The 26,465-nt window shown below is 62.7% G+C and carries 25 protein-coding genes and 1 tRNA gene; 13 read left to right on the forward strand and 13 right to left on the reverse strand.

All coding sequences use genetic code 11. The features are described from left to right. Positions 1–48: 48 nt before the first annotated feature. Positions 49–183: a hypothetical protein gene (locus ASILVAE211_RS26060; protein WP_264478941.1), complete on the reverse strand. Its 135-nt coding sequence runs from the start codon at positions 181–183 to the stop codon at positions 49–51. 96 nt (positions 184–279) lie between these two features. On the opposite strand from ASILVAE211_RS26060, the gene ASILVAE211_RS17545 reads away from it, so the two are divergent. Further along, positions 280–355: transfer RNA gene (locus ASILVAE211_RS17545), tRNA-Ala, on the forward strand. A gap of 97 nt (positions 356–452) precedes the next feature. On the opposite strand, the gene ASILVAE211_RS17550 is transcribed toward ASILVAE211_RS17545, so the two are convergent. From ASILVAE211_RS17550 to ASILVAE211_RS17570, 5 genes are all read right to left on the reverse strand, one after another. After that, a complete protein-coding gene (locus ASILVAE211_RS17550; RefSeq protein ID WP_319799592.1) occupies positions 453–1,349 on the reverse strand; it encodes an amidohydrolase family protein in 897 nt (298 codons plus the stop codon). Positions 1,350–1,390: 41 nt separating this feature from the next. Next, complete coding sequence (locus tag ASILVAE211_RS17555) at positions 1,391–2,500, reverse strand: iron-containing alcohol dehydrogenase (RefSeq protein WP_227322652.1); 1,110 nt, start codon at positions 2,498–2,500, stop codon at positions 1,391–1,393. A gap of 152 nt (positions 2,501–2,652) precedes the next feature. Continuing rightward, entirely contained in the window at positions 2,653–3,219 is a 567-nt protein-coding gene (locus ASILVAE211_RS17560) for a cytochrome b (protein WP_227322653.1), read from the reverse strand. Next, positions 3,216–4,058, reverse strand: coding sequence for an anti-sigma factor family protein (locus ASILVAE211_RS17565; RefSeq protein ID WP_227322654.1), 843 nt, complete (start codon positions 4,056–4,058; stop codon positions 3,216–3,218). The genes ASILVAE211_RS17560 and ASILVAE211_RS17565 overlap by 4 nt, the downstream gene beginning before the upstream one ends. Then, entirely contained in the window at positions 4,058–4,543 is a 486-nt protein-coding gene (locus tag ASILVAE211_RS17570; RefSeq protein WP_227322655.1) for an RNA polymerase sigma factor, read from the reverse strand. Before ASILVAE211_RS17570 ends, ASILVAE211_RS17565 begins: the two co-directional genes overlap by 1 nt. 342 nt (positions 4,544–4,885) lie before the next feature. On the opposite strand from ASILVAE211_RS17570, the gene ASILVAE211_RS17575 reads away from it, so the two are divergent. Then, positions 4,886–5,566 (forward strand): RibD family protein, encoded by a 681-nt coding sequence (locus tag ASILVAE211_RS17575; protein WP_227322656.1) that lies wholly within the window; start codon positions 4,886–4,888, stop codon positions 5,564–5,566. Between the two features lie 4 nt (positions 5,567–5,570). Here the strand turns inward: ASILVAE211_RS17575 and ASILVAE211_RS17580 are convergent, their stop codons facing one another. The 3 genes from ASILVAE211_RS17580 to ASILVAE211_RS17590 are packed head-to-tail and all read right to left on the reverse strand — an operon-like array spanning position 5,571 to position 8,006. Next, positions 5,571–6,614, reverse strand: a complete 1,044-nt coding sequence (locus ASILVAE211_RS17580) for a glycosyltransferase family 4 protein (protein WP_227322657.1) — start codon at positions 6,612–6,614, stop codon at positions 5,571–5,573. After that, the gene (locus ASILVAE211_RS17585; protein ID WP_227322658.1) at positions 6,607–7,008 is read right to left on the reverse strand and encodes a 6-pyruvoyl trahydropterin synthase family protein; all 402 of its coding nucleotides are present in this window, start codon (positions 7,006–7,008) and stop codon (positions 6,607–6,609) included. The genes ASILVAE211_RS17580 and ASILVAE211_RS17585 overlap by 8 nt, the downstream gene beginning before the upstream one ends. A gap of 5 nt (positions 7,009–7,013) precedes the next feature. Next, positions 7,014–8,006, reverse strand: coding sequence for a zinc-dependent alcohol dehydrogenase (locus ASILVAE211_RS17590; RefSeq protein ID WP_227322659.1), 993 nt, complete (start codon positions 8,004–8,006; stop codon positions 7,014–7,016). Between the two features lie 42 nt (positions 8,007–8,048). On the opposite strand from ASILVAE211_RS17590, the gene mdoH reads away from it, so the two are divergent. Continuing rightward, a complete protein-coding gene (gene mdoH, locus ASILVAE211_RS17595) occupies positions 8,049–9,761 on the forward strand; it encodes a glucans biosynthesis glucosyltransferase MdoH (RefSeq protein WP_227322660.1) in 1,713 nt (570 codons plus the stop codon). A gap of 49 nt (positions 9,762–9,810) precedes the next feature. Here mdoH and ASILVAE211_RS17600 read toward each other — a convergent pair whose 3' ends face one another. From ASILVAE211_RS17600 to osmF, 4 genes are read right to left on the reverse strand one after another with little or no spacing between them, the layout of a single operon-like run. Beyond that, on the reverse strand, positions 9,811–10,551 hold the full coding sequence (locus tag ASILVAE211_RS17600) for an ABC transporter permease (protein ID WP_227322661.1): 741 nt from the start codon (positions 10,549–10,551) through the stop codon (positions 9,811–9,813). Continuing rightward, positions 10,548–11,498, reverse strand: a complete 951-nt coding sequence (locus ASILVAE211_RS17605; RefSeq protein ID WP_227322662.1) for an ABC transporter ATP-binding protein — start codon at positions 11,496–11,498, stop codon at positions 10,548–10,550. Before ASILVAE211_RS17605 ends, ASILVAE211_RS17600 begins: the two co-directional genes overlap by 4 nt. After that, positions 11,495–12,694, reverse strand: a complete 1,200-nt coding sequence (locus ASILVAE211_RS17610; protein WP_227322663.1) for an ABC transporter permease — start codon at positions 12,692–12,694, stop codon at positions 11,495–11,497. The genes ASILVAE211_RS17605 and ASILVAE211_RS17610 overlap by 4 nt, the downstream gene beginning before the upstream one ends. Before the next feature lie 6 nt (positions 12,695–12,700). Continuing rightward, positions 12,701–13,624 (reverse strand): glycine betaine ABC transporter substrate-binding protein OsmF, encoded by a 924-nt coding sequence (osmF, locus tag ASILVAE211_RS17615; protein WP_319799590.1) that lies wholly within the window; start codon positions 13,622–13,624, stop codon positions 12,701–12,703. A 661-nt stretch (positions 13,625–14,285) separates the two neighbouring features. Here osmF and ASILVAE211_RS17620 point away from each other — a divergent pair. The 10 genes from ASILVAE211_RS17620 (at position 14,286) to ASILVAE211_RS17665 (ending at position 26,438) form a co-directional block, all read left to right on the forward strand. Next, complete coding sequence (locus ASILVAE211_RS17620) at positions 14,286–15,809, forward strand: sugar ABC transporter ATP-binding protein (protein ID WP_227322664.1); 1,524 nt, start codon at positions 14,286–14,288, stop codon at positions 15,807–15,809. Continuing rightward, positions 15,809–16,855 (forward strand): ABC transporter permease, encoded by a 1,047-nt coding sequence (locus ASILVAE211_RS17625; RefSeq protein WP_227322665.1) that lies wholly within the window; start codon positions 15,809–15,811, stop codon positions 16,853–16,855. The genes ASILVAE211_RS17620 and ASILVAE211_RS17625 overlap by 1 nt, the downstream gene beginning before the upstream one ends. Positions 16,856–16,890: 35 nt before the next feature. Next, positions 16,891–17,946 carry a substrate-binding domain-containing protein gene (locus ASILVAE211_RS17630; RefSeq protein ID WP_227322666.1) on the forward strand — a complete coding sequence of 352 codons (1,056 nt, stop codon included), beginning with the start codon at positions 16,891–16,893 and terminating at the stop codon, positions 17,944–17,946. Positions 17,947–18,053: 107 nt separating this feature from the next. Beyond that, positions 18,054–19,286, forward strand: coding sequence for an SfnB family sulfur acquisition oxidoreductase (locus ASILVAE211_RS17635; protein ID WP_227322667.1), 1,233 nt, complete (start codon positions 18,054–18,056; stop codon positions 19,284–19,286). Positions 19,287–19,302: 16 nt separating this feature from the next. Continuing rightward, a complete protein-coding gene (locus ASILVAE211_RS17640) occupies positions 19,303–20,691 on the forward strand; it encodes an LLM class flavin-dependent oxidoreductase (RefSeq protein ID WP_227322668.1) in 1,389 nt (462 codons plus the stop codon). Then, a complete protein-coding gene (locus tag ASILVAE211_RS17645; RefSeq protein WP_227322669.1) occupies positions 20,688–21,896 on the forward strand; it encodes an SfnB family sulfur acquisition oxidoreductase in 1,209 nt (402 codons plus the stop codon). The genes ASILVAE211_RS17640 and ASILVAE211_RS17645 overlap by 4 nt, the downstream gene beginning before the upstream one ends. Continuing rightward, complete coding sequence (locus tag ASILVAE211_RS17650) at positions 21,896–23,410, forward strand: sugar ABC transporter ATP-binding protein (RefSeq protein WP_227322670.1); 1,515 nt, start codon at positions 21,896–21,898, stop codon at positions 23,408–23,410. Before ASILVAE211_RS17645 ends, ASILVAE211_RS17650 begins: the two co-directional genes overlap by 1 nt. Next, complete coding sequence (locus ASILVAE211_RS17655) at positions 23,407–24,444, forward strand: ABC transporter permease (protein ID WP_227322671.1); 1,038 nt, start codon at positions 23,407–23,409, stop codon at positions 24,442–24,444. The genes ASILVAE211_RS17650 and ASILVAE211_RS17655 overlap by 4 nt, the downstream gene beginning before the upstream one ends. A gap of 1 nt (position 24,445) precedes the next feature. Next, positions 24,446–25,429 carry an ABC transporter permease gene (locus tag ASILVAE211_RS17660; protein ID WP_227322672.1) on the forward strand — a complete coding sequence of 328 codons (984 nt, stop codon included), beginning with the start codon at positions 24,446–24,448 and terminating at the stop codon, positions 25,427–25,429. Positions 25,430–25,463: 34 nt separating this feature from the next. After that, positions 25,464–26,438 carry a sugar ABC transporter substrate-binding protein gene (locus ASILVAE211_RS17665; protein WP_227322673.1) on the forward strand — a complete coding sequence of 325 codons (975 nt, stop codon included), beginning with the start codon at positions 25,464–25,466 and terminating at the stop codon, positions 26,436–26,438. Positions 26,439–26,465: the final 27 nt, after the last annotated feature.

The following is a 26,465-nucleotide window of genomic DNA, read 5'->3' on the forward strand; positions in this document are numbered from 1 at the left end:
TGACCATGCCTGTGCCGGGGATATTTTCCTCACCCGGCCGCATCCGCATTACCCGTCCGCGATGCTCGGCAAGGCCGGTATGATCATGGCGCTGAATGCCAACCAACCGCCGGCATGCGGGGCGTCATGCACGGCCTGCGGCGTCACAGATGCCGCCAGATGGCCTGGCATAAGGCTTGTCATCGCGCGCCACCCGGCTGGAGAAGGGGAGCCTCCCGAAAATGCAGGGCTGTTAGGTTTTGCATTCCTGCCGCACCTATGGCATTCGGTTCGCGCCGCGGGGGCGTAGCTCAGTTGGTAGAGCGCCTGCTTTGCAAGCAGGATGTCGTCGGTTCGACTCCGGTCGCCTCCACCATTTCCCTTGAATCAAGGGGCCTGAATGCCAAGGGGTATCGGGCTTGATCCGGCTAGGGTAGCCCTTCCCGCCTAGAGCCCAATGAGGCCCAACGGCGCTATGCCGGGGGAACTTCCAGCAGTATCTGATCAATAAAAACGCTTCTGCATGAGCGGTTTTGTGTTTTATTTGATTTATAAAATTTCCTCGCATTTCCATCAAATATTTTTCCTAGCTCTTCTGCCGCGAATACTTCTCCCAACAGATTTTTTGCCAGATTGACGACCTCGGCATGGCTCGCGGCCAGCGTGCAAACCGGCCAGTCGCTGCCAAAAATCAGGCGATCGGCGCCAAATGCCTGAGCGGCGTGGCGCAGGAAGGGGCGGATGCGATCGGCAGACCAATCGGTCCCCGCTTCCGTCACCATGCCCGATATCTTGCACATCAATCTGGGATGCCGGGCCAGGGCCGATATCTGCGCCGCCCAGTCCCCCAATTCCGGCCGGGTCATGTCCGGCTTCGACAAATGGTCCACCACACCGCGCAGATCCGGGGCTTTGGCGAGCGCATCCAGCATGGCCGGCAGATGGCGTGGAAACGTCAGAATATCGAAAGGAATGTCACGACGCGCGACTTCTGCCAGCGCTGTTTGAAAGCGCTGATCCAGGATCGCGGCGGGCGGATGCTCCTGCAGCATCGGCCGCAACCCAAGCCATTTCGGCCGCGCGGCATAGCGCGTCAAAGCCGCCGCGAAGTCAGGCGCCAGCATATCCAGCCAGCCGACCACGCCGAGGACGAAATCCGTCCTGTCCGCGATATCGAGCAGAAACTCTGTCTCCGCCTCCGTCTCGGCAGCCTGGACGGCGATTGTGCCCGTGATGCCGGCAGCGGCCATCAAGGGGGCCAAATCCTCCGGCCCGAAATTGCGGAACAATAGCGGCAGGTCAGGCGTCAGCCAGCCATAGTCATCGCGAGCGACCGACCAGAAATGCTGATGCGCGTCGAGCATTGCCATTCCCTCTTTTTGTTTGTTGAGATTAGGCGTGTGGAAAGTGGCTATCCCGAATTGCGCAGGATATTGAGGTAATCCGCCTGGCTGGCAATGCGCGGATTCGTGGCGTGACAGTGATCGATCAGCGCTGCATGGGATATCGCTTCCATCATCGCTTCCGTCACCCCCATCGCGGCGAGACCGGTCGGCAGGCCAAGCCGCGTATTGAGGCTCGCGATCACTGCATCGGGCGCGCCGCCCATAAGGCGCGCGAGAACCGACCACTTGGCGCCAATCGCCGCGCGGTTGAAGCGCAGAACCTCCGGCATCAGCACCGCATTCAAGGTGCCATGGTGCAGGTTGAGGGATCGTATGGCGCCGAGCGGATGCGTCAACGCGTGAACCGCGCCGAGCCCTTTCTGAAAGGCCATGGCCCCTTCCAGCGCGCAGACCATCATATCGCGCCGCGCGGCACGGTCCTGTCCGTCCGACGTCGCCTTTTCAATGGCACCGAGACCGCAATTAAGACCGTGAAGGGCGATCGCTTCGGCCGGCGGATTGAAGGCCGGCGCCATAAAGGTTTCCAGGCAATGCGAAATCGCATCCATGCCCGTGGCGGCCGTCAGGCTCGGCGGCAGACCATAGGTCAGCTCCGGGTCGCAGAGCGCGATGCTCGGCAGATTATAGCCCGACAGAATACCAAGCTTCTGGCCGTCCGCGGTGATGATGACCGCCGCGCGGCCAACTTCAGACCCTGTCCCGGATGTCGTCGGTATTGCGATCAAGGGACAGATATTGCCGTGAATGCGCTTGGCGCCGCCGTGGATGGCAGCATATTGGCCGAGCGGCGCCGGATGCCCCGTCAATAGGCGGACGGCCTTGGCCAGATCGATGGAAGAGCCACCACCCAGGCCGACGATCCCGTCGCAGCCGTGATCCTTATAAATTGCGAAAGCCGCCAGCACGGCCTCTTCGGTGGGATTGGCGGGCGTGCCGTCAAACACGACAGCCCCTGTGATGCCGCCCGTGACACGCGCCACTAGGCCCGTCGCCACCAAGCCGCGATCGGTCGCGATAAGAGGTTTCCGAACGCCGAGTTCATTGAGAAGTTGCGGCAGGCGGCTGGCCTCGCCTTCACCGAACTCTATGCGGGTCAGATAGTTAATCGCGCTCAAGCTCTGTTCCTTCCCCACGGCTTTTATGCCGCTGGCCCCTTTGCGGGGCTGCGCGGCAGCAAGCCTTGTCGGCGGCCTTGGATGGCATCCGTGTCTCGCTACCCTAAAGTAGCCAGCGATCTTCAGCCAATGCCCCCTATCGGCACAACCGCCTATTTCGGGGAGCGCGCGCTTCCAATTGGGATCATCCGGTACAGCACATGGTCCCGCCGCACATAATGATGCAGAAGGGCCATAACAGCATGGCCCCCCGCCAGACCGATAATAAGCCAGGCATTGTAATAGTGCAGAAACCCGATCCAGTTATTGGCGACCGCGCCAATTTTGATCGGAGAGGGAATGGAGAATAGCCCGAAAAATACGGCCGGCCCTCCGCCCCAGCAGTACAGGAAACCCAGCACGACCTGGCAGACGAGGAGAGCATAGAGCGCCAGATGCATCGCCTTTGCCGCCATATGCTGAAGGCCCGTCGTGGCAGGCGGGATCGGTTTCGCAAATATCGTGCGCCAGAGTATGCGCAGACCGAGAACCGCAGCCAGCAAGATCCCCAGAGAAATATGCACCGATTGCATTCCGTCGCTGAGATGGCCGTCCGGCAGGAAAGACCAGATTTCCGCGAGAGCAAACAGAGTGACGACAAGAATCGCCGTCAGCCAGTGCAGAACTATGACAGCATGGTCATAGCTGGGCGGTACCGCTGTAGGGTCTTGTTTTGTCATAGTGACTTGGCCCCTTTGCCAATGTCCTGGCCAACCGGAAAAGCAGCCAATGTCGTGCCGAAGCGCTGCGCCACCTTGGCCAGATAGGATGGCGGTTGCAGGCCGATGACCATGAAAGCGCGATGTCCGTCATTCCAATAGGACACATTCAAACCGCGCCGCGTTTCGGCCTCTGGCGCGGATGGCGCGGCGGTTGACGGCATGATGCAGAGAGACATCGGCCCATAGCGTGGATCGAGGTAATTCAGTTCCGCGATCGGTGTGCGATCATAGTGCAGAAGCTGGGCCTGTTTGAACTGCAACCCCGCATATGCAATTGCTTGGGGGTCCAGGCGCAGACTCATAGCATTGCCGACCGCCTGCAATTGCCGCGTTTGCAGTGCGATGTCGTCCGAGACATTGGCGAAGGTTTCCGGCGTGTAAAGACGAACATAGCTGGCGACGATATCGCGCCAATGACCCGATCCAGTCGCGTCAGGCGCAGGCCTGGGTGCAAAAGCCAGATGGTCCCCCACACCGCCCAAGACCACCAGCGCGAGGCCGGCGGCAATCAGTCCTCTTCGTCCGAAGGTTGTGGCCTTGCCTGCAGTCCGCGCATGGGTCTGCTCACTCTTTGTTGCAATGTCGCCCAGTGACGCCAGCATCCTGTCCACAGGCGCTTCCGATAGAAGCGGCGTGAAAGCCTTTCTGATACCAAATGTCGCACCGGACAGAGCCGCAAGCCGCACAGCAACCCCCTCATCAGCCGCCATGGCCAATTCCACGCGTACCCGGTCATCCTGGCTGAGTTCGCCGTCGATATAGGCGACCAGTTCCATATCCGTTGGGGTGCCCGACATCATGACTTCCCCTTCACGCCGGTCGCGGCGACGAGTGTCGCCCGCGCGCCGGAAAGACGGCTCATCACCGTGCCGATCGGGATGCCGAGAATATCCGCCGTTTCCCGGTAGGTCATTTCCTCGACATAGGCGAGGAACACGGTCGCGCGCTGCGCCTCGGGCAAGGCTTGCACCCGCGCCACCATTTCATTGGCAAATACCTGGGATTCCGCCGTCGCGATCCCGTCCGTCGTCAAGGCGACTTCAGGATCGACAAAACCGCGCCCCATCCGAATACGGCGCGAGCGCACTTCATTCATCCAGATGGAATGCAGGATGGTCAGAAGCCAATGGTCAATCCTGGTCCCGGGCTGGAATTGCTCGGCGCGCTCCAATGCGCGCAGGCAGGTGGCCTGCACCAGATCCTCGGCGACGTCCCGGCGGCCCGACAACACGAGCGCATAGCGCCAGAGACGCGCCAACTGCGCCGCGAGGTGCTCGCGCACATGCCCGGCTCTGTCGCTTGCGATTGTCAAAGGCTCGCTTCGCCTCATTTCGCCCTGTTGGCGGTCATGGACCAGATGGATCATGGCGTGAAAACACACCAGGGCGGGATTTATTCAGAATCATCGTAAAGTTTCCAAAATGGCATGATGTTCCGGATGCATGCCCCCATGTCCACATTATTGAGCGATAATCAGGGCGAGTTTCCCCGACAATGTCATGAATAATCCAGCCGGCGGGGTGTTCATGGGGCTTAACGATGCGCGGTTCGGGCTCCATGGTCAGTGGCAACGCGGTGGTCATTCTTATCGGAGAGGGCCAAATCTTGGCAAAGGTGGGACCGCATGGATGACCTGGCAGACATGGGCCTCGCGTCCCTCTACGCGCCGCTGGCCGATGCGCGGGGCGCCTTCGTTCTAGGGCAGCTTGGCCAGTCGCTGGACGGGCGCATCGCCACGCCCACCGGGCATTCGCGGACCATCGGCGGTCCTGAGGCCATCACGCATCTGCATCGCCTTAGGGCCTTGTCAGATGCGGTCGTCGTCGGCGTCGGCACTGTCACCACCGACGACCCACAGCTGACGACCCGCCATGTCGATGGGCCGAGCCCCGTGCGCGTCATTATCGACCCCAACGGCCGCCTGCCGCACGATGCCTGCGTGCTGCGAGACGACGGTATCGCCTGCATCGCCGTCCAGAGCCGTGCCATGGCGCGGCCCGCGCGGATCGAGGGATTGACGCTGCCCTGTACGAACGGGCGTATCGACCCGCAGGCTCTCATCACCGCGCTGGCGGCCAAAGGGTTAAGACGCATCCTGATCGAAGGGGGCGCCCATACGGTATCCGCTTTCCTGGCAGCCAAAGCCCTCAACCGGCTTCATATCTGTGTCTCGCCGGTCATAATCGGCTCCGGCCAGACGGGCCTTTGCCTGCCACAGATCGCCCATATGGATCAGGCCATGCGTCCGTCCTGTACGACGCACCGGCTGGGCGAAGACGTTCTGTTCGACTTCGATCTCGACTGAACGCTCAGTCCAGGCGGCGCAAAAGCGCCGCGACCGTGCTGACCGTCGTCTCCCATCGCGGCAGCGCATTGCCTGCCTGAAGGCTGGCCTCAGCCGCTTTTTCACGAATGGCAGGATCCGTCAGAAACCGGCGCAAGGCGGCCGCAAGCGCGATCTCGTCCTGAGGCGGCACCAGCACACCCGCCGCATCCGGAACGACAGAGGGAATGGCGCCGGCCCTGGTGCCGATAACCGGCAGTCCATGGGCCAAAGCCTCGGCGAAGACCATGCCATATCCTTCATGCAGGCTCGCCAGCACAAAAAGGTCGGCATCCGCGTAAAGCGGCCCGGTATCGTCAACTTCCCCAAGAAGCGAAATCCGCGCCGGCAATGCCAAGGCCTCGATCTGGGCCCGCAGGGCGTCAGCCGTTTCCGGCGCCCGGTCCAGGCTGCCCGCAATCGTGCAGCGCCAGTCCAGGTCACGAACGGCGGACAAGGCCGAGACCAGCGTGGCATGGCCTTTGCGCGGAGTGACGCTGCCCAGGGACAGAATATGCGAGGGGTCGCCACGGCGCGCGGCAGGCGCAACCCGATCGGTACCGGGCGGCGCCACAATCAGCTTCTCCCGCCCGACACCATAGACGGTCCGCATGGTATCGGCCGTCGTATCACTGGTGACGATGACGGCCCTCGCATGGCGCAGGGCCTCACGTTCCGTATCGACAAACGCAGCAGGCGCCATCGGTTCCAGCGCAAGCGGGTGATGCACAAGCGCAATAATGCGCAGGCGTAGGCCCTCTGCCGCCGCTAAGTCAGGCATGGCACCGAAGGCCAGACCATCGACAATAACAGCCTCACCGTCCGGCAGCGACGCAAGCGAGGCCGCCACCTCCGCCATATCCGCGGCCATGGGATAGGGAAAGCTGCCCGGCCAGGCGAGATGGCGGACCACAACCCCGTGGTCACGCAGGCCGGCGATCAGCCGCCGGTCATAGCCATAGCCGCCGGTGCGGGTATCCAGGTCACCCGGAATGGCAAAAGCGACCGTCTGATGCAGACGATCAGTCAAGATCGGCCTCGTACCAGCCCTTTGCCACATGGGACTCGCTCAAGGTGACGCGCATGCGGGTGATGCCCTCGGCGTAAGGCCCGAGCGCGCCGTCGCGCCGAGCCTCCGCCATGCGATTGAAGATCGTCCAGGCGAGGAATTCCGTCGTCGTGACCTGACCGGACAAGGCGGGATCCTCGTCGAGATTGGCGTAGTTCAGCGGCTTCAATGCTGCGCGCAAGGCGTCGAGCGCGCGGCCGATATCGACCACGATATTGTCCGGCGACAAAGACGGGCGAAAGAAGGCGACATCGACCACGAAGGTCGCGCCGTGCAGCCCCTGTGCCGGACCGAAAACCGCACCGGGCAGGCTATGGGCGATCATGATATGGTCACGCACTTCAACAGCGAACATGGCAATCACTCCGGCTGATAGATAACACGGTGGAACAAAGCGCCCGGCCTGCCGAGCAGACCGGGCAAAGCGGCAGGCAGTGCATCGAAAGCGGTCTCTTCCCGCACAAGACAGTCCAGCCGGGGATCGGCGGCCAGCGAGAGCGCCAGCGTCAGCCGGCGCGCGTGGCTCCAGCGGGCGCGACGCGAGGGAGCAACGGCCCCGACCTGGGAACTCCGCAGGGACAGGCGTTGGCTATGAAAAACGCCACCCAGTGGCACCGTCACCGCGGCGTCACCATACCAGCTCAATTCCATGATCTCGGCTTCGAACCCGGCAAGCGACAAAGCGAGTGTCAGGCCATCGCTGGTGCCGGACGCGTGAATAACCGCGTCGCAGTCGCGCGGCGCATCATGCGGTTCTGCGAAACCCACCCCCAAGGCTTCCGCAACCGATGCGCGCGCCGGGTCGATGTCGATCAGCGTGACCTCCGTCCCAGGCAGAGAGGCACAGAGCCAAGCGGCAAGGCAGCCGATTGTGCCGGCACCGACAACGGCGATGCGGTCGCCAATCCGTGGCGCCAAATCCCAGCTTGCGTTCAACGCCGTCTCAATCTGGGCGGCGAGGACAGCGCGCGAGGTCGGTACCGTATCGGGGACCGGGATTGCGGCCTCGTCCGGCAATGTAAAAAGCGTTTGGTGCGGATGAAGGCAAAAGACCCGCTGGCCAAGCCGATCGGCCGGTCCATCGTCAATCACGCCGACCGATGCGTAGCCGTATTTGACCGGGAATGAAAAATCGCCTTCCTGAAACGGACACCGCATGCGGGCCCATTCCCCCATCGGCACCCGCCCGGCAAAGACCAGTGCTTCGGTCCCCCGGCTGATGCCGCTTTGCAGCGCCCGCACCAGCACGGCATTATCCTGGCGCGGCGGGATATCCACGGCGCGGATTTCTGATTGCGCTGGGCCGGTTATCCAAAGCGCGCGTGCCGCATGCGTGAATAAAGTTTGGGTCAAGGGTGTTCCACTCACTTTGGCGGATCAATAGCGGGAATTTCGGTGAGCATCATTTCTATCGACCGGACAATGCCGGCAATGACCGAGGATCGCCAACTCCGGCCAAGGCGCATCCTGGTCCTGCTGCTGAACCTCGCAAGCTGGATCGCCCTGGGAGCGCTGATGGCACAGATCATCGGCAGCGCCGGCTGGTCCTGGGCGGGGGTGACAATCATGCTGCTCTATCTCATCGCCCTGCCCTGGACCTTACTGGCCTTCTGGAATGCGGTGATCGGCTTTTTCATTCTCCGCTTCCACAATGATCCCGCGTCCTACACCAATCCTGCGCTGAAGAGGACGGATCTACAAGCCGCCATCACCGCGCGAACGGCACTCTGCTTTTGCATCCGCCATGAAAACGTGCCCGGCGTTCTGGCGCGCGTCAAAGCCATGCGCAGAAGCTTAGGCGCATTATATCAAGGCAGGCAAATCGAGTTTCACATATTAAGCGACAGTACCAGAGCGGATATCTGCGCTGAAGAGGAGATTGCTTTCGCAAGTGACCCCAGCCTACATTACCGGCGCCGCTCCGCAAATATCGGATACAAGGCCGGAAATCTTCGTGACTTCGCGATAGCATATTCCGACCAAGTCGATTTCATGATCGTTCTTGACGCAGACAGCCTGATGTCGGGCGCCGCCGTCCTGCGGCTTGTGCGGGTGATGCAGGCAAACCCCAATCTCGGCATTCTGCAAACGCTCGTAACAGGGCGGCCTGCGACCAGCCCCTTCGCACGCATCTTTCAGTTCGGCATGCGTCATGGAATGCGAACGCATACAACGGGCATCGCCTGGTGGCAGGGGTCAAGCGGCCCCTATTGGGGCCATAACGCCATCATCCGCCTGCGCCCTTTTGTTGCGCATTGTGCTTTGCCGGTGCTGCGCGAAGGACTGCCGCTGGCTGGGCATATGCTGAGCCATGATCAGGTGGAAGCCGCACTGATGCGGGCCGCTGGCTTTGATGTTCGCGTTACCGCGGATGAGTTCGAGAGTTGGGAAGAAAATCCCCCACGGCTGCCGGACTTCATCCGCCGTGACCTGCGCTGGTGCCAAGGCAATCTGCAATATCTGCGCCTGATCGGCCAGCGCGGCTTTCGTCCAATGGGACGCTTCCAGCTTTGCAACGCCATCGCGATGTATCTGGGAGCGCCCGCCTCCATCATCATGCTGACCGTGGGTATCGCCAATGGGCTGTCCGGCCGGCATGGCCATGTGCCGCACGCCCTCGCCTTCGGACTTTATTTTGGCATGCTGATCCTGGGTTTCGCGCCGCGCTTGCTGGGCGTCGTCGACATCCTGTTGCGCACCGAGGACCGCCGGCGCTGGGGCGGCGGCATGCGTCTTTTAGCCGGTGCGGCGACCGACGCGGTTTTTACCGTGATGATCGGCCCCGTGATGATGGTCGCACAATCGCGCTTCATATTCGGATTGCTGTTCGGACAGCGCATTATATGGGAAGCGCAGCAACGCGATGACGGTGCTGTCACATTGCGTGAAGCGATCAGCGGCCTTTGGCCCCAATTCCTGCTGGGATTATTCTTTGGCTCGGCCACTTGGCTGGTCGCGCCAGGATCATTGCCTTGGGCGATACCCACTCTGGCGGGCTCGCTTCTGGCCGTCCCCTTCGCCTGCATCACCGCCAGTCCCCAACTTGGGGCCTGGATGCAGCGTGTTCGTCTTTGCTCCGTTCCCGGCGAAGGGGATGATTTCCGCTAAGCTCGTTGAACAGGAGAATGGCCTGTCGTGACGCTGGAGCCGCGCCAGGCTAGCCGCCGGCTCTCCGCGCCAACAGCGTTTCCAATCCCCGCAGGGCATCGAAAATCAAGATCGCGATCACGCCGACAATCACACCGCCCTGCACAATGAAGGCCAGATTATTGGACGTCAGACCGGCAATGATGACGGCACCCAGCGTCGATGCCGCAACGGTCGACCCGATCGTCGCCGTCGCCATGCTGATGACCACGGAGAGACGGATACCGGCGAGGATGATAGGCGCCGCCAACGGCAGTTCCACCTGCCACAGGCGCTGCCGGCCCGTCATGCCGACGCCGCGCGCCGCCTCCATGACATTGGCCGGCACAGTGGAAAGCCCGGTCAGCGTATTCTCGAAAATAGGCAAAAGACCGTAGAGAAACAGCGCAATCAGCGTCGGCTTTTCACCGAACCCGGTCATCGGCACGGCCAATGCCAGCACCGCCACAGGCGGCACGGTCTGCCCGATATTCACCAGACTGCGCGCAAGCGGCAGAAATTCGCGACCTGACGGACGTGTGACGAGAACCGCCAGCGCTATTGCAATCAGGCTGGCAGCGAGTGTCGCCACAGCCACGATTGCCAGATGATCGAGCGTCAGAAGAGCCAGACTTCCCTGATCATAGATCGGCGGCGCGCCGTTTTCCGTCAGCGGCCGCAACAGACCGGCGAACCACGCGGGATGCCACAGAAAGGCGATCAAAAAAGCCAGCAGCGCCATGCGGGGCAGAAAGGACCAGACCCTGGTCATACAGGGGCTTGTCCAGGCAACCGCGCGGCCGCCATCAGCCTGGCCCGGGTGACCCGACCGAGCGGCGCGCCGTCGGCCGATTGCACGGGTGCCGCGTCCCGACCTGTCCAAAGCAGAGCGGACAGGCCGTCACGCGCCGTCGCGTCAGCGGATAGCGGCGCGCCATCGGCGGTGCCGGGCTCCACCACGTCCGCGAGCGTCGTCAGCGACAGCAGGCGGAAGGGCCGGTCAGCCGCGCCCAGCAGGCTTTCGACGAAACCGGTTGCCGGGGCCGTCAGGATTTCAGTCGGGCTCGCATATTGCAGCAGACGACCGCCATCCATGACGGCAATGCGATCCCCCAGATGGATCGCCTCCTCCATGTCATGCGTCACCATGATGATGGTGGTACCGAAGCGCCGCTGGATGGCGCGCAGATCGTCCTGCGCCTTGGCGCGGATCACCGGGTCCAGCGCGCCGAAAGGCTCATCCATCAGCAGCACGGCCGGTTCGGCGGCGAGCGCACGGGCCACGCCCACGCGCTGCTGTTGCCCACCGGACAGCGCGCTCGGGTAGCGCGGGCCGTAAGCCGCAGGGTCCAGCTGGAACAGCGTCAACAGGTCCGCCACGCGCTGCTTGATCCGCGCCGGCTCCCAACCCAGCAGCTTCGGCACGGTCGCGATATTCTGGGCGACCGTGCGATGCGGAAAGAGCCCATGTCCCTGGATGGCATAGCCGATCTTGCGCCGCAGCACATGAGGCGAAAGGCTGTGCGTGTCTTGTCCGTCGATGCGAATGCGGCCCGATGTCGGCTCCACCAGCCGGTTGATCATGCGCAGCAGGGTCGTCTTACCCGAACCCGATGTGCCGACGATGACGGCGATGCTGCCGGCTGGCACGCTCAGCGATACGTCGCTGACGACCTCCGTATCGTCATAGCGCTTGGTGATAGTGTCGATGTCGATCATGGCGCGCTGTCACGAACAGAAGGGGTGGAAAGCAGTTCGACCACGGCGTCCAATATCACCGCCGCCGCAAAGGCCAGCGCCACGGTCGGCACGGTGCCGAGCAGTACCAGGTCGATGGCTGTCTGGCCGATGCCCTGAAACACGAAAACCCCGAAACCGCCGCCGCCGATCAGCGCCGCGATGGTGGCGAGCCCGATATTCTGCACCAGCACGATGCGAATGCCGGTGATGATGACCGGCAGCGCCAGCGGCAACTCGACCTGAAACAGCCGTTCCCGCTCCGTCATGCCCATGCCGCGTGCGGCGTCATTGGCGGACGGGGAAACAGCGGCAAGGCCCGCGACGGTGTTCGCCACGACAGGCAGCAAGGAATACAGGAACAATGCGACAAAGGCCGGCGCCATGCCTATGCCTTGAATGCCGATGGCTTTGGCACCGGGGACATGGACAGCGATCCAGCCGAGCGGCGCGATCAGAAGCCCGAACAGCGCGATGGAGGGAACAGTCTGCACGATATTCAGCGCGTTCAGCACCGCATCGCGGATCTTTGGCACCCTGTGGCATAGAATGCCGATCGGCAGGCCGAAAGCCACCGCCGCGACCAGCGAGCCTAAAGCAAGCTCGACATGCGCTGCCGCCGCCGCCCAGAAACTATCGGCGCGAACGGCATATTCCTTCAGGATCGAGAGATTGTCCCAAAGCCCGCTTTTTAGGATGAAGCCAAATACCACGGCTGTCGCCGCCAATGCCGCCACACGCCCGAACGGCCCTGGCCGCAATCGGGTCAGCGCATCGGCCGTCAATAGCGCCATGGCGAAGGCCAGAAGCCAAAACCCTGCCGCCGGTGCCACCCGGGCGTAGGGATTGCCGGACGGCGTCAGCACAATCCCGCTGACCCCGATTGCCCCGGCAAGCGCCAGCAAGACAAGCACGCTCGCGCCAAGGCGCAGCCAGGCCGGACTGCGCAGGCAGGCGATCGTGATCGCCACGAATAATACAGCCAGCAGAAGGATCGATCCTGTCTGCGGAAGTGCCTCAAGAATCGTTTTGGCAACACCGGCCAGAATGCGATTGGGCTTGACGGTCGCAAAGGGCAGGCAAAGCCCGCCCAGTGCCACAAGGCTGATCACAAGGCCGATGCGGTCAGGACGGAAGCGCGCGGCCCCTGCCCTGCCGCCCTGTATCGCTGCGGACAAGGCCACTTACTTCAGGAAACCGTTTTTCTTGAGGAAATCCTCGGCCACCACCTGCGCCGGCTCGCCCCCGACCTGAACGCGACCATTGAGATCTTGCAGCGTCTTCAGATCGAGCTTTTCAAAGACCGGCTTCAGCAGGTCAGCGATTTCCGGATGCTGCTTCAGCACGGCCTCGCGGATAATCGGCGTGGGCTCATAGACCGGCTGCACATGCTTGTCGTCTTCCAGAACGACCAGGCCGGACGGAGCGATACCGCCATCGGTGCCGTAGACCATGGCGGCATTGGCGCCGTTGGTCTTGTTGGCAGCCGCGGCAATGGTCGCCGCCGTGTCGCCACCCGACAGCACGATCAGCTGATCCGGCTTCAGCGTGAAACCATAGGTCGTCTCGAAGGCCGGCAGCGCACCGGCGGAATTGACGAATTCGGAGGAGGCGACGAGCTTGACGGAACCTCCGCCCGAAACCCATTTGCCGAAATCGCTGAAGGTGACGAGATGATCGGGGCCGGCGACATCGCCGCGCAAAGCCACGGCCCAGGTGTTATTGGCGGGCGAAGGCGTCAGCCAGACGATTTTATTAGCGTCATAATCCAGCTTTTTCGCCAGTTCATAGCCCGCTTCCGGGTTCTTCCAGGCAGGGTCGGCCGCCTTGTTGAAGAAGAAAGCCGCATTGCCGGTATATTCGGGATAGATATCCACGGCGCCGGTTATGATCGCCTTGCGCATGACGGGTGTCGTGCCAAGCTGGACCCGGTTGGTCGTCGGAATGCCGTGCGCCTTCAGCACGTCCAGGATGATATTGCCCAGCACACCGCCTTCGGTATCGATTTTGGAGGAGACCACGACCTGAGCCTCAGCGGCCTGAAGCGGCGCCAATGCGAAAGCCGACAAGGCAATCGCAAGGCACCCTAAACCTTTAATAAAAGACACCGTGCGACTTCCTTTAAATATAATAGCTATAAAAATTAGTAATTAATTTTTCAAACTTCTGACGCGCGCTATATAGGGTATTAGGAGACAATCTGATAGCCGATTGCGGCCGGTCCAGGAAACGGAGTGATACCGCCGACTGCACGGTCTCGCACACCGGCGCCGTTGCGCGGCCCGGCCTTTATTTGAGCCGCCCCAACCCTTTGATATGCGCAAAACCGGCTGGCGAACCTTGCCGCACAACCTTAATTACTTATTTAAAATAGTATTATTTACAACAATTTTTTATTTGACGCTTTTCACGCGCATTAGAATGGAGTAAGCATATTTCAGCGTTTTAAAAGGTGCAATATGTCGTGGCTCCGAATGTCGGGTTCGTGTCGGTGATCAAGCGCAAGCTTGCCTCTCTCCTTCGTCTCCTCACGCCACGGACAGATTTACTCATGAATCCCTATTTTGTGCCTCAACTGGCCCTGCTCCTGATGGAGGGGGTGGGACGCCGCGCATTGTCCCACGTCACTGAAAAGCCTGACGGCACGCGCGCACTCCCCTATCAGTCCACACAGCCTGTAGAGGGCGCTCGGCGGCTTGCCCGCGCTGAAGCCGCAGGCCGGCAGAGCTTTCATGCAGGCCGCAATTTCGGACGGCCGGGCCCGCTGCGATGACCGTGGCGGCTATTCGCGCCCAGGCCGTCAGCAAAAGCTTCGGCAGTAACCTCGTCCTAGACAGCGTTTCACTGTCCATTGCGCCGGGTGAAGTGGTGGCGCTGATGGGCGCCAATGGCGCCGGCAAATCGACGCTGGTAAAAATTCTGGCCGGCGTCCAGCCAGCGGATTCCGGCGTGATCGAAATCGGCGGTCAGGCACTGCGTCTCGCAAGCCCAGCCCAGGCGCAGGCGGCCGGCATTGTCTCCGTGCATCAGTCTGTCGCCGACGCGGGCGTATCAGCCCTGTCGGTCGCCGAAAACCTGGTTCTGGATGAGATCTGCGGCGCCCGCCTGCCGCTTTTCCTTAGCCCTCGCCGTATCCGCAGGCGCGCGGCCGAGATCGCGGGGAAAACCGGACTGTCCGTCGATCTTTCGCAGCCGCTTGCCGCATTAAGCCTGGCGGAGCGTCAGCTCGTCGCCATCGCCCGCGCTTTCGCGGGGCGGCCGAAGCTGCTGATTCTGGACGAGCCCACGGCCTCGCTTTCCGCCCTTGAAGCCGAGCGGCTGTTTGGGCTTGTCGAGCGGGTCAAGGCCAGCGGCATCGCCGTGCTGTTCATCTCTCACAAGCTTGCCGATCTGCGCCGCATCGCGGACCGTGCCATCGTGCTGCGCCATGGCCGCGTACAGGGCGAATTCACCCGCCCGCTCGATCTCGCCGCCGCCACTCGCGCCATGATTGGACGGCAGGTAGTCTCGACCGTTCGTGCCCAGAACGCTCACACCAGCGCGCCAAGCCTGACGCTCAGCGGCGTGCAGCTTCGTGAGCACGGGCCAGGCATCAATCTTGATCTCTTTCCCGGCGAAATCACCGTCGTGACCGGCCCACTCGGCGCCGGTAAAAGCAGCCTGCTGGAAGTGCTGTTCGGCCTGCGCCCGCCTGCGGCCGGTCGCATCACGCTGGGCAGCAAACCCTGGACGCCGCGCGGTCCTGCGGACGCGATTGCCGCCGGCGTCTTCATGGCGGGCGAAGACCGTTGGCGCACCTCGCTCGCGCCGCATGAGACGCTGGGCGCCGATCTGGCCGGCACCATCGCGCTACCGCATTTGAAGAACTGGTCTCATGCGCTCGGCTTCCTCGGATTTGGGCGCGAACTGGCCGCCGCACAAACCGCCATCCGGCGCCTCGGCATCGTCTGCCGCGGCCCGCGGGACCGGCTGGATCACCTGTCAGGCGGCAATCAGCAGAAGGTCGTCGTCGCCCGCTGGCAGGCGCGCCCGGCGCGTCTGCTGCTGCTTGATGAACCGTTCCAGGGCGTCGATCTCGGCGCCCGGCATGACCTCATCGCATCCTTGCGCGCCATGGACCCAAGCGCCGCCATCCTCATCGCCACCAGCGACGTGGAAGAAGCGCTGGAGGCCGCCGACCGTATTCTGGTCCTGCGCGACCGTGGCATCGCGGCGGAATACCGCCCCGGCCAGGAGGATTTCCTCGGCCGCCTGACCAATCTCGAAACGCTGGTTGCCGGAGCTGCCGACTGATGAGTGATATCGCCCGATCGACGGCATCCGATGGCGTGCCGTCCGGCCGCGCCAAGCCGCATGGCACCACGCTCGGCAGCCTCGCCGGCAAAAGCGCGATCTTCCTGATCCTCATTGCCCTCCTTGCCATCTTCGCTGTCATCCAGCCGGTCTTTCTGCGCGCTGCCAACCTGCTCGATATTCTGGAGGCGGTCTCCGTCACCGCCTTGCTCGGCCTTGGCATTACCGTCAGCCTTGCCGTTGGCGGTTTCGACCTTTCCGTCGGCAGTACCGCCGCCATGGGCGTGATGACGGCAGCCTATGCCCAGGTCGTCTGGGGCTGGGGCGCCGTGCCGACCGTGTTGCTCGTCCTCGGCGTGGGCATCGGCATCGGCCTGTTCAACAGCCTGCTCATCATCGTGCTGCGAGTGCCGGATCTTCTGGCGACGCTCGGCACGCTGTTCCTGGTCGGCGGATTGCAGCTCATCCCGAGTGCCGGCAATTCCATATCCACCGGCATGGTCTTCGCGGACGGCAGTGAGGCCGATGGCGTGTTTTCCCCCACCTTCCTCGCCCTGGGCCGCCTGCGCCTGTGGGGGCTGGTGCCGCTGCCCGTCATCATCCTCGGCATCGTCGCGGTGCTGCTCTGGGTGCTGATGGAACGCCTGCGCTGGGGCCGCGCCATCTATGCGGTCGGCGGCAATGAACGCGCCGCCCATCTGGCCGGCGCGCCGACAGCGCGGCTGCGCGTCTTCGCCTATGTGCTGTCCGGCCTACTCTCATCCCTGGGCGGCATTCTGCTGGCCGCCCGCGTGGGCCGCGGCGATATCATGACCGGCGGATCGCTGCTGCAGGACAGTTTTGCGGCGGCGCTGATCGGCTTCGCCGTCCTTAATCTGCGGCGGCCGAATATCCTCGGCACCGTCATCGGCGCCGTGCTGGTGGGCGTGCTGCTCAACGGCCTCACCATGCTCAATGCCCCGTATTACACGCAGGATTTCATCAAGGGCGCGGTCCTCGTCGGCTCGCTGGCCCTTACCTACCGGCTCGGCCGCGACCGGCGCTGAGCCCCACCGTCACGCTCACAATGAGGAATAAAACCATGCGGAAACGTCTTCGCGCTCTGCCGTGGCTGCTGTCCGGCGCCATTATGGCGGCCAGCGGCATCCTGCCTGCCCACGCGGCCGGCATCCCCGGCGCGCCCGCGCCTTTCGACAAGGGGGACGTCAAGGTCGCGCTGATCAGCCTGATCTCCCAAGGGGATTTCTTCCAGGCCTATCGCGTGGGCGCCGTGCGCCAGGCCAAGGCGCTGGGCATCAACCTGCGCCTGTTCCCCGGCAATGGTGACGGCGCGGTGGAGCGCGACGCGTTGCAGCAGGCCATCAATCTGGGCGTGAAAGCCATCGTCATCGACCATGGCCGGCTCGATACGCTGTCCGATCTCGTCAATCAGGCGCTCAAGGCCGGCATCAAGGTCGTCGCCTTCGACGTCAATCTGAATAACCCCGCCATTCCGCAGGTGGAGCAGAGCGACAAGGATCTTGCGACGCTCGTGCTGGGTCAGGCGCTGAAGGATAACGGCACGGCGTTCAATGCCGGTCTGGTCTACGTCGCGGGCTTCGCACCGCTTGACCGCCGCCATGCCGTCTGGACCGATGTGCTGAAGCAGAACCCTAATATTCATCAGGTGGCGCAATGGGGATCGGTCGACAATCCCGTGGCGACCGTCGTGGCCGACCAGACCTCGGCTGTTTTCCGGGCGCATCCCGATATTTCGGTGATCTTCGCGCCCTGGGATGAATTCGCGCGCGGCGCCAATCTTGCGGCGACCGAGAACAAGCTGTCGTCCAAGGTAAAGATCTACAGCGCCGATATTTCGACCGCCGATATTCAGGCCATCCGCGCGCCGGACAGCGCCTGGGTCGCCACGGCGGCGACCAATCCGGCGGTGGTGGGTGAAGTCTCGGTCCGCGCGGCGGCCCTGCTGCTGGCGGGACAGAATCCTGGGCATGAGATTCTGGTCGAGCCCGCGCTCGTCACCCGTGACCTTCTGGTCAAGGAAAACATCCAGAACGTGAAGGATCTGGAAGCCAAGGTGCCGTCCTTCGCCGGCAGTTCCGCCGCGACCGCATCCTGGATCCCGGTTCCGCAAAGCTGAGTCATACGGATATTGCGCGATCTAATTTCGCTAAATAAAAAATAACATTTGCCAATTTCGATGAAATTTCCATACTACCTTGGTATGAGATAAATAAGGTTAAATCCATGAGCGGCGCTCTGCGGACAGAAATCACTCAAGTGCCTGAAACGTCTCGCCCGCAGGCGCCGATCATTCATAGCGATGCCGAAGCTATCGCCGTCGCTCGCGCTTTGGCGCCGAAACTTGCCGAAGGCGCCATCGAGCGCGACCAGAAGCGTATTCTGCCGCGTGCGGAGCTGGATCTTTTTTCCTCATCCGGCCTCTGGGGCATCACTGTGCCCCGCGCTTATGGCGGGGCCGATGTCTCCTTCGCCACGCTGGCGGAAGTCATCGCCATTATCTCGGAAGCCGACCCGTCCATCGGCCAGATTCCGCAAAACCATCTGGGCGTCGTCGAAGCGCTGCGGGTGACCGCGAACGAGGACCAGAAACAGCGCTTCTATGCCGGCGTTCTTGCAGGCCGCCGTTTCGGCAATGCTTTTTCAGAATCCGGCAGCAAGAATGCCGGTGTCTTCGACACCAAGCTGGTCCGTGACGGCGACAATTACCGTGTCACCGGCCAGAAATTCTATTCCACCGGCGCCTTGTTTGCGGACATCATCCCCATTGCCGCCACGGCCGAAGACGGCAATGCCTATCTGGTTTTCGCCGATCCGCAATCGCCGGGTCTGACGATCATCGACAATTGGTCCGGCTTCGGCCAGCGTACCACCGCCAGCGGCGCCGTGACGCTGGAGCATGTCGCGATCGCCGCGCGCGACGTGGTACCCGCCTATCTCGGCTATGAGCAGCCTTCCGCCAATGGTCCTGTCTCGCAGATCATCCAGGCGGCCGTCGATCTCGGCATCGCCCGTGCGGCGATCCATGACACGATCCGCTTCGTCCGCACGCAATCGCGTCCCTGGATCGACAGCGGCCAGGAAACGGCGGCCGAAGACCCTTACACCATTGCAGCCGTCGGTGATCTCGTCATCCGGCTGCATGCGGCGGAAGCCATTCTGGCGCTGGCCGGCAAGGCCGTGGACGGCGCCATTGCCGATGCAAACATCGACACGGTCGCAGCCGCCTCCTTGAAAGTCGCGGAAGCCAAGGTTCTGACGACGGAAATCGCCATTCTCGCCGGCAATAAGCTGCACGAGCTCGCCGGCACGCGCTCCGTCCTGCAACAGCACGGGCTGGACCGGCACTGGCGCAATGCCCGCACCCATACGCTGCACGATCCGGTGCGTTGGAAATTTGCCCTTATCGGCAATCACGCGTTGAACGGCGTGCTGCCGCCGCGTCATCCCTGGAACTGACGGCAGGATATATCGCATGGCTCGCCCCATCCTGTTCAACGCCTTCGACATGAATTGCGTTGTCCACCAATCGCCCGGCCTATGGCGTCACCCGCGCGACCGCGCTGACCGCTATTCCGATCTCAGCTATTGGACGGACCTTGCCCGCATTCTGGAGCGCGGCAAATTCGATGCCTTGTTCATGGCCGATGTGCTCGGCACCTATGACGTCTATGGCGGCAATACCGACCATGCCTTGCGGGAAGGTGCGCAGATTCCCTTGAACGATCCGATGCTGACCGTCTCGGCCATGGCAGCCGTGACGGAGCATCTGGGTTTCGGCGTCACCTGCACCTTGTCCTATGAACCACCCTTTACTTTCGCGCGCCGCATGTCGACGCTCGATCATCTGACCAAGGGCCGTGTCGGCTGGAATATCGTCACCGGCTATCTGGACAGTGCGGCGCGCGGCGTCTCCGGCGCGGCGTCACAGCCCAAGCATGACACGCGCTATCAGATCGCCGAAGAATATATGGATCTGGTCTACAAGCTTTGGGAAGGCAGTTGGGAGGATGACGCGGTTCTGCGGGATCGTGAAAGCGGCATCTTCACTGACCCCGCCAAGGTTCATCGCATCCGCCATGAGGGCGAGTTCTTCAAGCTCGACGCCATCCATCTCAGCGAACCGTCGCCGCAGCGCACGCCGGTTCTGTTTCAGGCCGGGACGTCCGGCAAAGGCCGCGATTTCGCGGCGCGCCACGCCGAATGCGTCTTCATGGCCGCCCCCAGCAAAACGGTCGCGCGCGGCTATGTCGCCGACATCCGCAAGCGCGCGGCCGACTATGGCCGAGACCCTTACAGCATCAAGATCTTCAATCTTACCACCGCAATTGTCGGCGCAACGCCGGAAGCCGCGCGGGAGAAGCATGCCGACTATCGGCGCTATGTCAGCATTCCGGGCGCGCTGACCCTGCTCTCCGGCTGGACTGGCATTGATTTCTCGGCCTACGACCTCGATGAGCCGGTGCGTTATATCCGCAACGAAGCTGTGCATTCAGCCGTCGAATCCTTCACGACGGCCGACCCTTCCCGCGTCTGGACCGTGCGTGAAGTGGCGGAATGGATCGGCATCGGCGGTTTCGGTCCGCTGCTGGTCGGCTCGGCGGCCGAGGTCGCGGATGAGCTGGAATCCTGGGTGCAGGAAACCGATCTCGACGGATTCAACCTCGCCTATGCTGTGACGCCGGAAACCTTTGTCGATATCGCTGACCTTCTGGTGCCGGAATTGCAGCGCCGTGGCCGCTATAAGACCGAGTATCCGCAAGGCACGCTGCGCGAAAAGTTATTTCCCGGCCAGGGCCCTCGCCTGAGCGACAAGCACCCTGCCGCCCAATCCCGCAAGACCGTTTTGAAAGCCGCAGAATGACCGCAGCTATTGATATCCGCGGGCAGGCTGCCCGCATTCATGACGATGCCGAGGCCATCGCGGTGGCCCACGTCCTGGCGGCGGAATTCGCCGCTGGCGCCGCTGAGCGGGACAGGGAGCGTCGGCTGCCGCATGCGGAGCTAGACCGCTATTCCGCTAGCGGACTGCTGGCCATTACCGTGCCGAAAGCCTTTGGCGGTGCGGGCGTTTCGGCCGGCACGCTGGCAGAGGTGACCGCCATCATATCAGCGGCGGATGGCAGCATCGGCCAGATTCCGCAGAACCATTTCTTTGTCATCGAAGCCATCCGGCTGACCGCGACCGAAGACCAGAAGCGCCATTGGTTCGAGCGCGTCTTGCAGGGCGACCGTTTCGGCAATGCGCTCAGCGAATCCGGCACCAAGAATGCGCATGAATACGGCACTGTCCTAAAACCGGATGCGCAGGGCGATCTGGTTCTGAACGGCCGCAAATTCTATTCGACCGGTGCGCTCTTTGCCCATTGGATCGCGGCTTTGGCCAAGGATGCAAATGACCGTCTGGTCTTCGCCTTCCTGAAGCCTGACGCACAAGGCGTGACGCTGATCGATGACTGGTCCGGCTTCGGCCAGCGCACCACGGGCAGCGGCACCACGATTTTCGAAAACGTCGCGGTCGACCCGCAGAACGTCATTCCGTTTCAGGATGCCTTCGACAGCGCAACCTCCATGGGACCGCTTGGCCAGATTCTGCATGCCGCGATCGATATCGGCATCGGCCGCGCAGCGCTGTCTGAGACGATCCATTTCGTGACGCGTCACAGCCGCCCGTGGTTCGACAGCGGCAAGGAAACGGCGGCCGAAGACCCCTATACCATCGCACAGATCGGTGACCTGACCATCCGCCAGCACGCGGCCGAAGCTTTGCTCGCCCGCGCCGGCCGCTATGTGGACCAGGCCACGATCAATCCGAATGAGGAAACGGTCGCGGAAGCCTCGGTCGCGGTGGCGGAAGCCAAGGCATTTGGGACAGAGGCCGCCTTGAACGCCGCCAACAAGCTGCATGAACTGGCCGGCACCCGCTCGACCCTCGCCGCGCATAACCTGGACCGGCACTGGCGCAACGTCCGCGTCCACACGCTGCATGACCCGGCACGCTGGAAATACGCTGCCATCGGCAATTACTACCTGAACGGCATCAAGCCGCCGCGTCACGGGGCCATTTGATGGCTGAGCCGGCCCTCGCGCTTCGGGATCTGGTCAAGACCTTCGGCGCCACGCGCGCGCTGGATGGCGCCAATCTGGTGGTGGAGCGCGGCACCGTGCATGGCCTCATCGGCCAGAACGGTGCCGGCAAGTCCACCATCATCAAGATCCTGGGCGGCCTCTACAAAGCCGATGGCGGCACGATCGCCATCAACGGCAAGCCACTGGCCCATGTCTCGCCACGGGCGATTGAGCATTTAGGCGTGCATATCATTCACCAGGAAGCGCTGTTGGTGCCGACCTTCACGGTGGCCGAAGCGCTATTCCTGGGTGCCGAGCCAGGGCTTGGGCCGCTGCTGTCGCCGCGCATCATGCGCAAGCGCGCGGAAGAGGTCATCGGCCGTTATTTTGACGTGACTTTGCCGCGCGGCGCGCTGATTGGGGAGCTGAGCCCCGCGCATCGGCAGATCGTTCAGATCACCCGCGCGCTGCTCAACCGTCCTTCCGTGCTGGTCTTTGACGAGCCGACCGCCGCTTTGGTGCGGCGCGAAGCGAACCGCCTGTTCGGCCTTATCCGCCGCCTGCGCGATGAAGGCACATCCATTGTCTATATTTCGCACTACCTCGAAGAAGTGCAGGATCTCTGCGACCGCGTCACCATCCTGCGCAACGGACGTGACGTCGCGACCGTCGACCCGCGTGACACGCCGATGCCGCAGATCGTCTCACTCATGATCAATCGCGACATCGATGACATGTTTCCGAAAGTGCCTGTACCGATCGGCAAGCCCGCTCTGACTGTGCAGGGTCTGGGGCGTCGTGGCCATTTCAGCGATGTCGATTTCACCCTGCATGAGGGCGAAATTCTGGGCCTCACCGGCCTTGTCGGCTCGGGTGCCAAGGACGTGCTACAGGCAATTTTCGGTCTGGAACCTGCGGATCAGGGCAGCATCATTACCCATGGCAAGCAGGGCGCCATCAACTCCCCGGCCAGCGCCATCCGTCGCGGCCTTGGTCTGGTGCCGGAAGATCGGCGCGGCCAGGGCATCGCCTTGGATATTTCCGTGCGCGAGAATACGACGCTGGCCAGTCTCGGCAAACTGACCCGCTTCGGCTTCATCAGCCGGCGCCGCGAGGGCAAGGCGGTGGCAGGGCTCATTGCCCGGCTCGGCATCAAGACGCCAGGACCGGATGCGCGCGTGCGCGACCTCAGCGGTGGCAACCAGCAGAAGGTGGTGCTCGCGAAATGGCTGAGTGCGGATTCCGACATCTATGTGCTGGATGAGCCGACAGTCGCGATCGACGTTGCCGCCAAGGTCGAAATCTATCGCCTGCTGGGCGACCTCGCGCAGCGCGGCGCAGCCGTGCTGATTTTATCCTCCGATCTTCTTGAATTGCAGGGCATTTGCGACCGCATCCTGGTCATGTATCGCGGCCACGTCACTCACCAGCTGCGCCCGGCGGAGACGACGCCGGAAGCCATTCTGGCCGCCGCCACCGGCGCGGCCGCACCGGCTGAGAAGGTCGCGGCATGAGCAGCAATCTGATCGCCGAACAGGCTCCCGCTTTCCTAGATAGCAGCGCTGATCTGGAGGACCGGGAAACACGGCGCGCGCGCCATCGCAGCCAGATCATTCGCCTCGGCTCCATCGCGGCCCTGGTCGCGGTCTTCGCCTATTTCGGCGTGGCAGCGCCGGGATTCGCCAATCTCGGCAATCTCGCCAATATCGTCGAGCAATCGACCGTGCTGGCATTGCTCGCCTTCAGCATGAGCATCGTCGTGCTGGGTGGCGGCGGCGATGTCATTCGCGGCGGCATAGACCTCTCGCTCGGCGCCAATCTTGGCCTCTGCGCCGCCGCCTTTACCGTCGCCAGCAATGCCGGCTTCAGCGATCCGGTTGCGGTCGCCATAACGCTGGCGGTCGGCGCGGCGGTCGGCCTGGTCAATGCCTTCGCGGTCGTGGCACTCGGCGTGCTGCCGCTATTGGCGACGCTGGCCGTGATGAATATCTGCGGCGGTGCCGAACTGGTACTGACCCAGAACACCGTCATCTCGGCCAATTCGCCGCTGCTCAGCTATATCACCGGCGCGTCCTGGCTGGGCCTGTCCATGACCGACTGGATTCTGGTCGGCGCCGCAATCCTGCTGATCGCCTTGGTCCACGGCACGCGATGGGGATTGCGCTTGCAAGCCGTAGGTGGCCAGCGTCAGGCAGCCCGCGCGGCCGGGCTTCGTGTTTCGGCCTACCTTACAGGTACCTATGTGGCGGCGGGCTTGCTGGCGGCGCTGGCCGCCATCGTGCAGGCGGCCCGGCTCAGCGGCAGTTCGCCGGGCTCGGGCGATATCCTGCTGTCGGTCGTCCTCACCAGCCTGATGAGCGTGGTTTTTTCGCGCCGGCTTCTGCCCAGCATCGGCGGCACGCTTCTCAGCGTGCTGTTCATCGGCGGGCTCATCAACGGGTTCCAGCTGCTCAATGTCTCCAGCTACTGGGTGAATGGCGTGCAGGGCGTGCTGATCCTTTTCGTGGTCGCCGTGCGGTCACTGTCCCTCCGTCGCGGGAGCGTCTGACATGTCGGCGACCACTGCCCCTACTCGCCCCATCGGCGCCCAGCTTGTCCGCGTCACCACGCCGGCCGCGCTTGTCATTCTTTTCGTTATCTTTGCGGTGGTTTCGCCGACCTTCCGCACGCCCGGCAATATCCTGCATATCCTGGTCAATAACTTCTCGCTCCCCGCCCTGGTGGCCCTGGGTATGACGCTGGTCGTCTCTGCCGGCGGCATCGACCTGTCGGTCGGCGTCGCCGCCGATATCGCCGCCATGCTGGCGGTCACCTTGATGCAGAACGGCACCGGTCTTGGCCTTAGCCTGATCGCCGGCATTGGCGGCGCGTTGCTCGTCGGCCTGCTCGACGCCCTGCTCATCACTGTTTTCGGCATCAGCCCCTTTCTGGCGACGCTCGGCGTGCTTTTCATCGGCGAAAGCGTGCAGCAATTGGCCACCAATGGCGGCACGCCGATCTATCTCGTCTCCAACTATCCCGCTGCCGGGCTGGATTTTCTGGCCCATGGGCAGATTTTGGGCCTGCCGCTGCCGCTATGGTTGGTGGCAGCCGCCGTTGTCCTCACCCAGCTTCTACTGAGCGGCACCGCCTTTGGGCGCCATTTGCGCGCGATCGGCGCCGAGCCCCGCGTTGCCTGGTATTCGGGCGTGCCGGTGCGGCGCGCGACCTGGCTGGTCTATCTGCTCTCCGCACTGCTATGCGGCGTGGCCGGGCTGCTGCTGTCGGCCACCGTCAAATCCTATGTGCCGCTCTCCGGCAATGCCTTCATGCTGGATGCCATCGGCGCGGTCTTTGTTGGCACAACCATCAGCCGAGAGACGCGGCCCAATGTGCTCGGCACCCTGCTCGGCGTCTTCTTCTTCGGCATGCTCCATAACGGCCTTCTGCTCATCGGCTGGAATTTTTACTGGCAGCAGGTCGCCATCGGACTTCTGGTCTTCATCGTTCTCGGCATCAGTTTTCTGACCCGGCGTTTGCAGACCACGGATTGAACACCCCTTTCACTTGGCAATCAGGGATAAGAACATGTCTTTCAGGAAACGCCTTCTGGCCGGACTGACGCTTGCTATCGGTCTCGGCGCCCTCGTCTCAGCCGCGCAGGCACAGGATGTGCCCAGCCTCAAGGGCAAGCGCATCGGCATCACCGTCGCCGGCACCGAGCATTACTGGGATCTCAAGGCCTATCAGGGGCAGATCGACGAAGTGAAGCGCTTGGGCGGCATTCCCGTGGCGCTCGACGCCGGCCGCAATGACAGCCGCCAGATCGCCCAGATCCAGACGCTCATCGCACAGAAGCCGGATGTCATTGTCGAGCAGCTGGGCAGCGCGCCCGTTCTGGCGCCCTGGCTCAAGAAAATCCGCGCCGCCGGCATTCCGCTGTTCACGGTCGATACCATCTCACCCTACAGCATCAATGATACGACATCGGACAATTACAGCATCGGCGAAAAGCTGGCCTTGCAGCTCGCCAGCGACATCAAGGGTCGTGGCAATATCCTGGTCTTCAACGGCTTCTACAGCGTGCCGGTCTGCGCCATCCGCTATGACGAGCTGAAGCTCGTGCTGCGCGCCTTCCCGGACATCCACATCATCCAGCCGGAACTGCGCGACGTCATTCCGAATACCGTGCAGAACGCCTATTCCCAGGTGACCGACCTGCTGCAGAAATACCCGAACAAGGGCGATATCGCCGCCGTCTGGTCCGCCTGGGATGTGCCGCAGGTGGGGGCCACGCAGGCCATCATCGCGGCCCACCGGACCGAGGTCCGTACCTATGGCGTCGACGGCAGCCCGGATGTCGTGAAAATGGTGGCTGACCCCAACTCGCCCGCCGCCGCCGTCGCGGCCCAGCAGCCCTATCTCATCGGCAAGACGGCGATCGACAATGTCGCCCGCTATCTGGCCGGCGACCATGACCTGCCGCCCTATACTTTCGTGCCCGCTATCCTGGTGAACAAGGAGAATGCGGCAGAGGCAGCCAAGGAACTCGGGCAGTCCTGATCGTCTTCTGCTCAACTTGCCTGAAAG

It is taken from the genome of Acidisoma silvae, assembly GCF_020618775.1.
GTDB classification, from domain to species: Bacteria; Pseudomonadota; Alphaproteobacteria; order Acetobacterales; family Acetobacteraceae; genus Acidisoma; species Acidisoma silvae.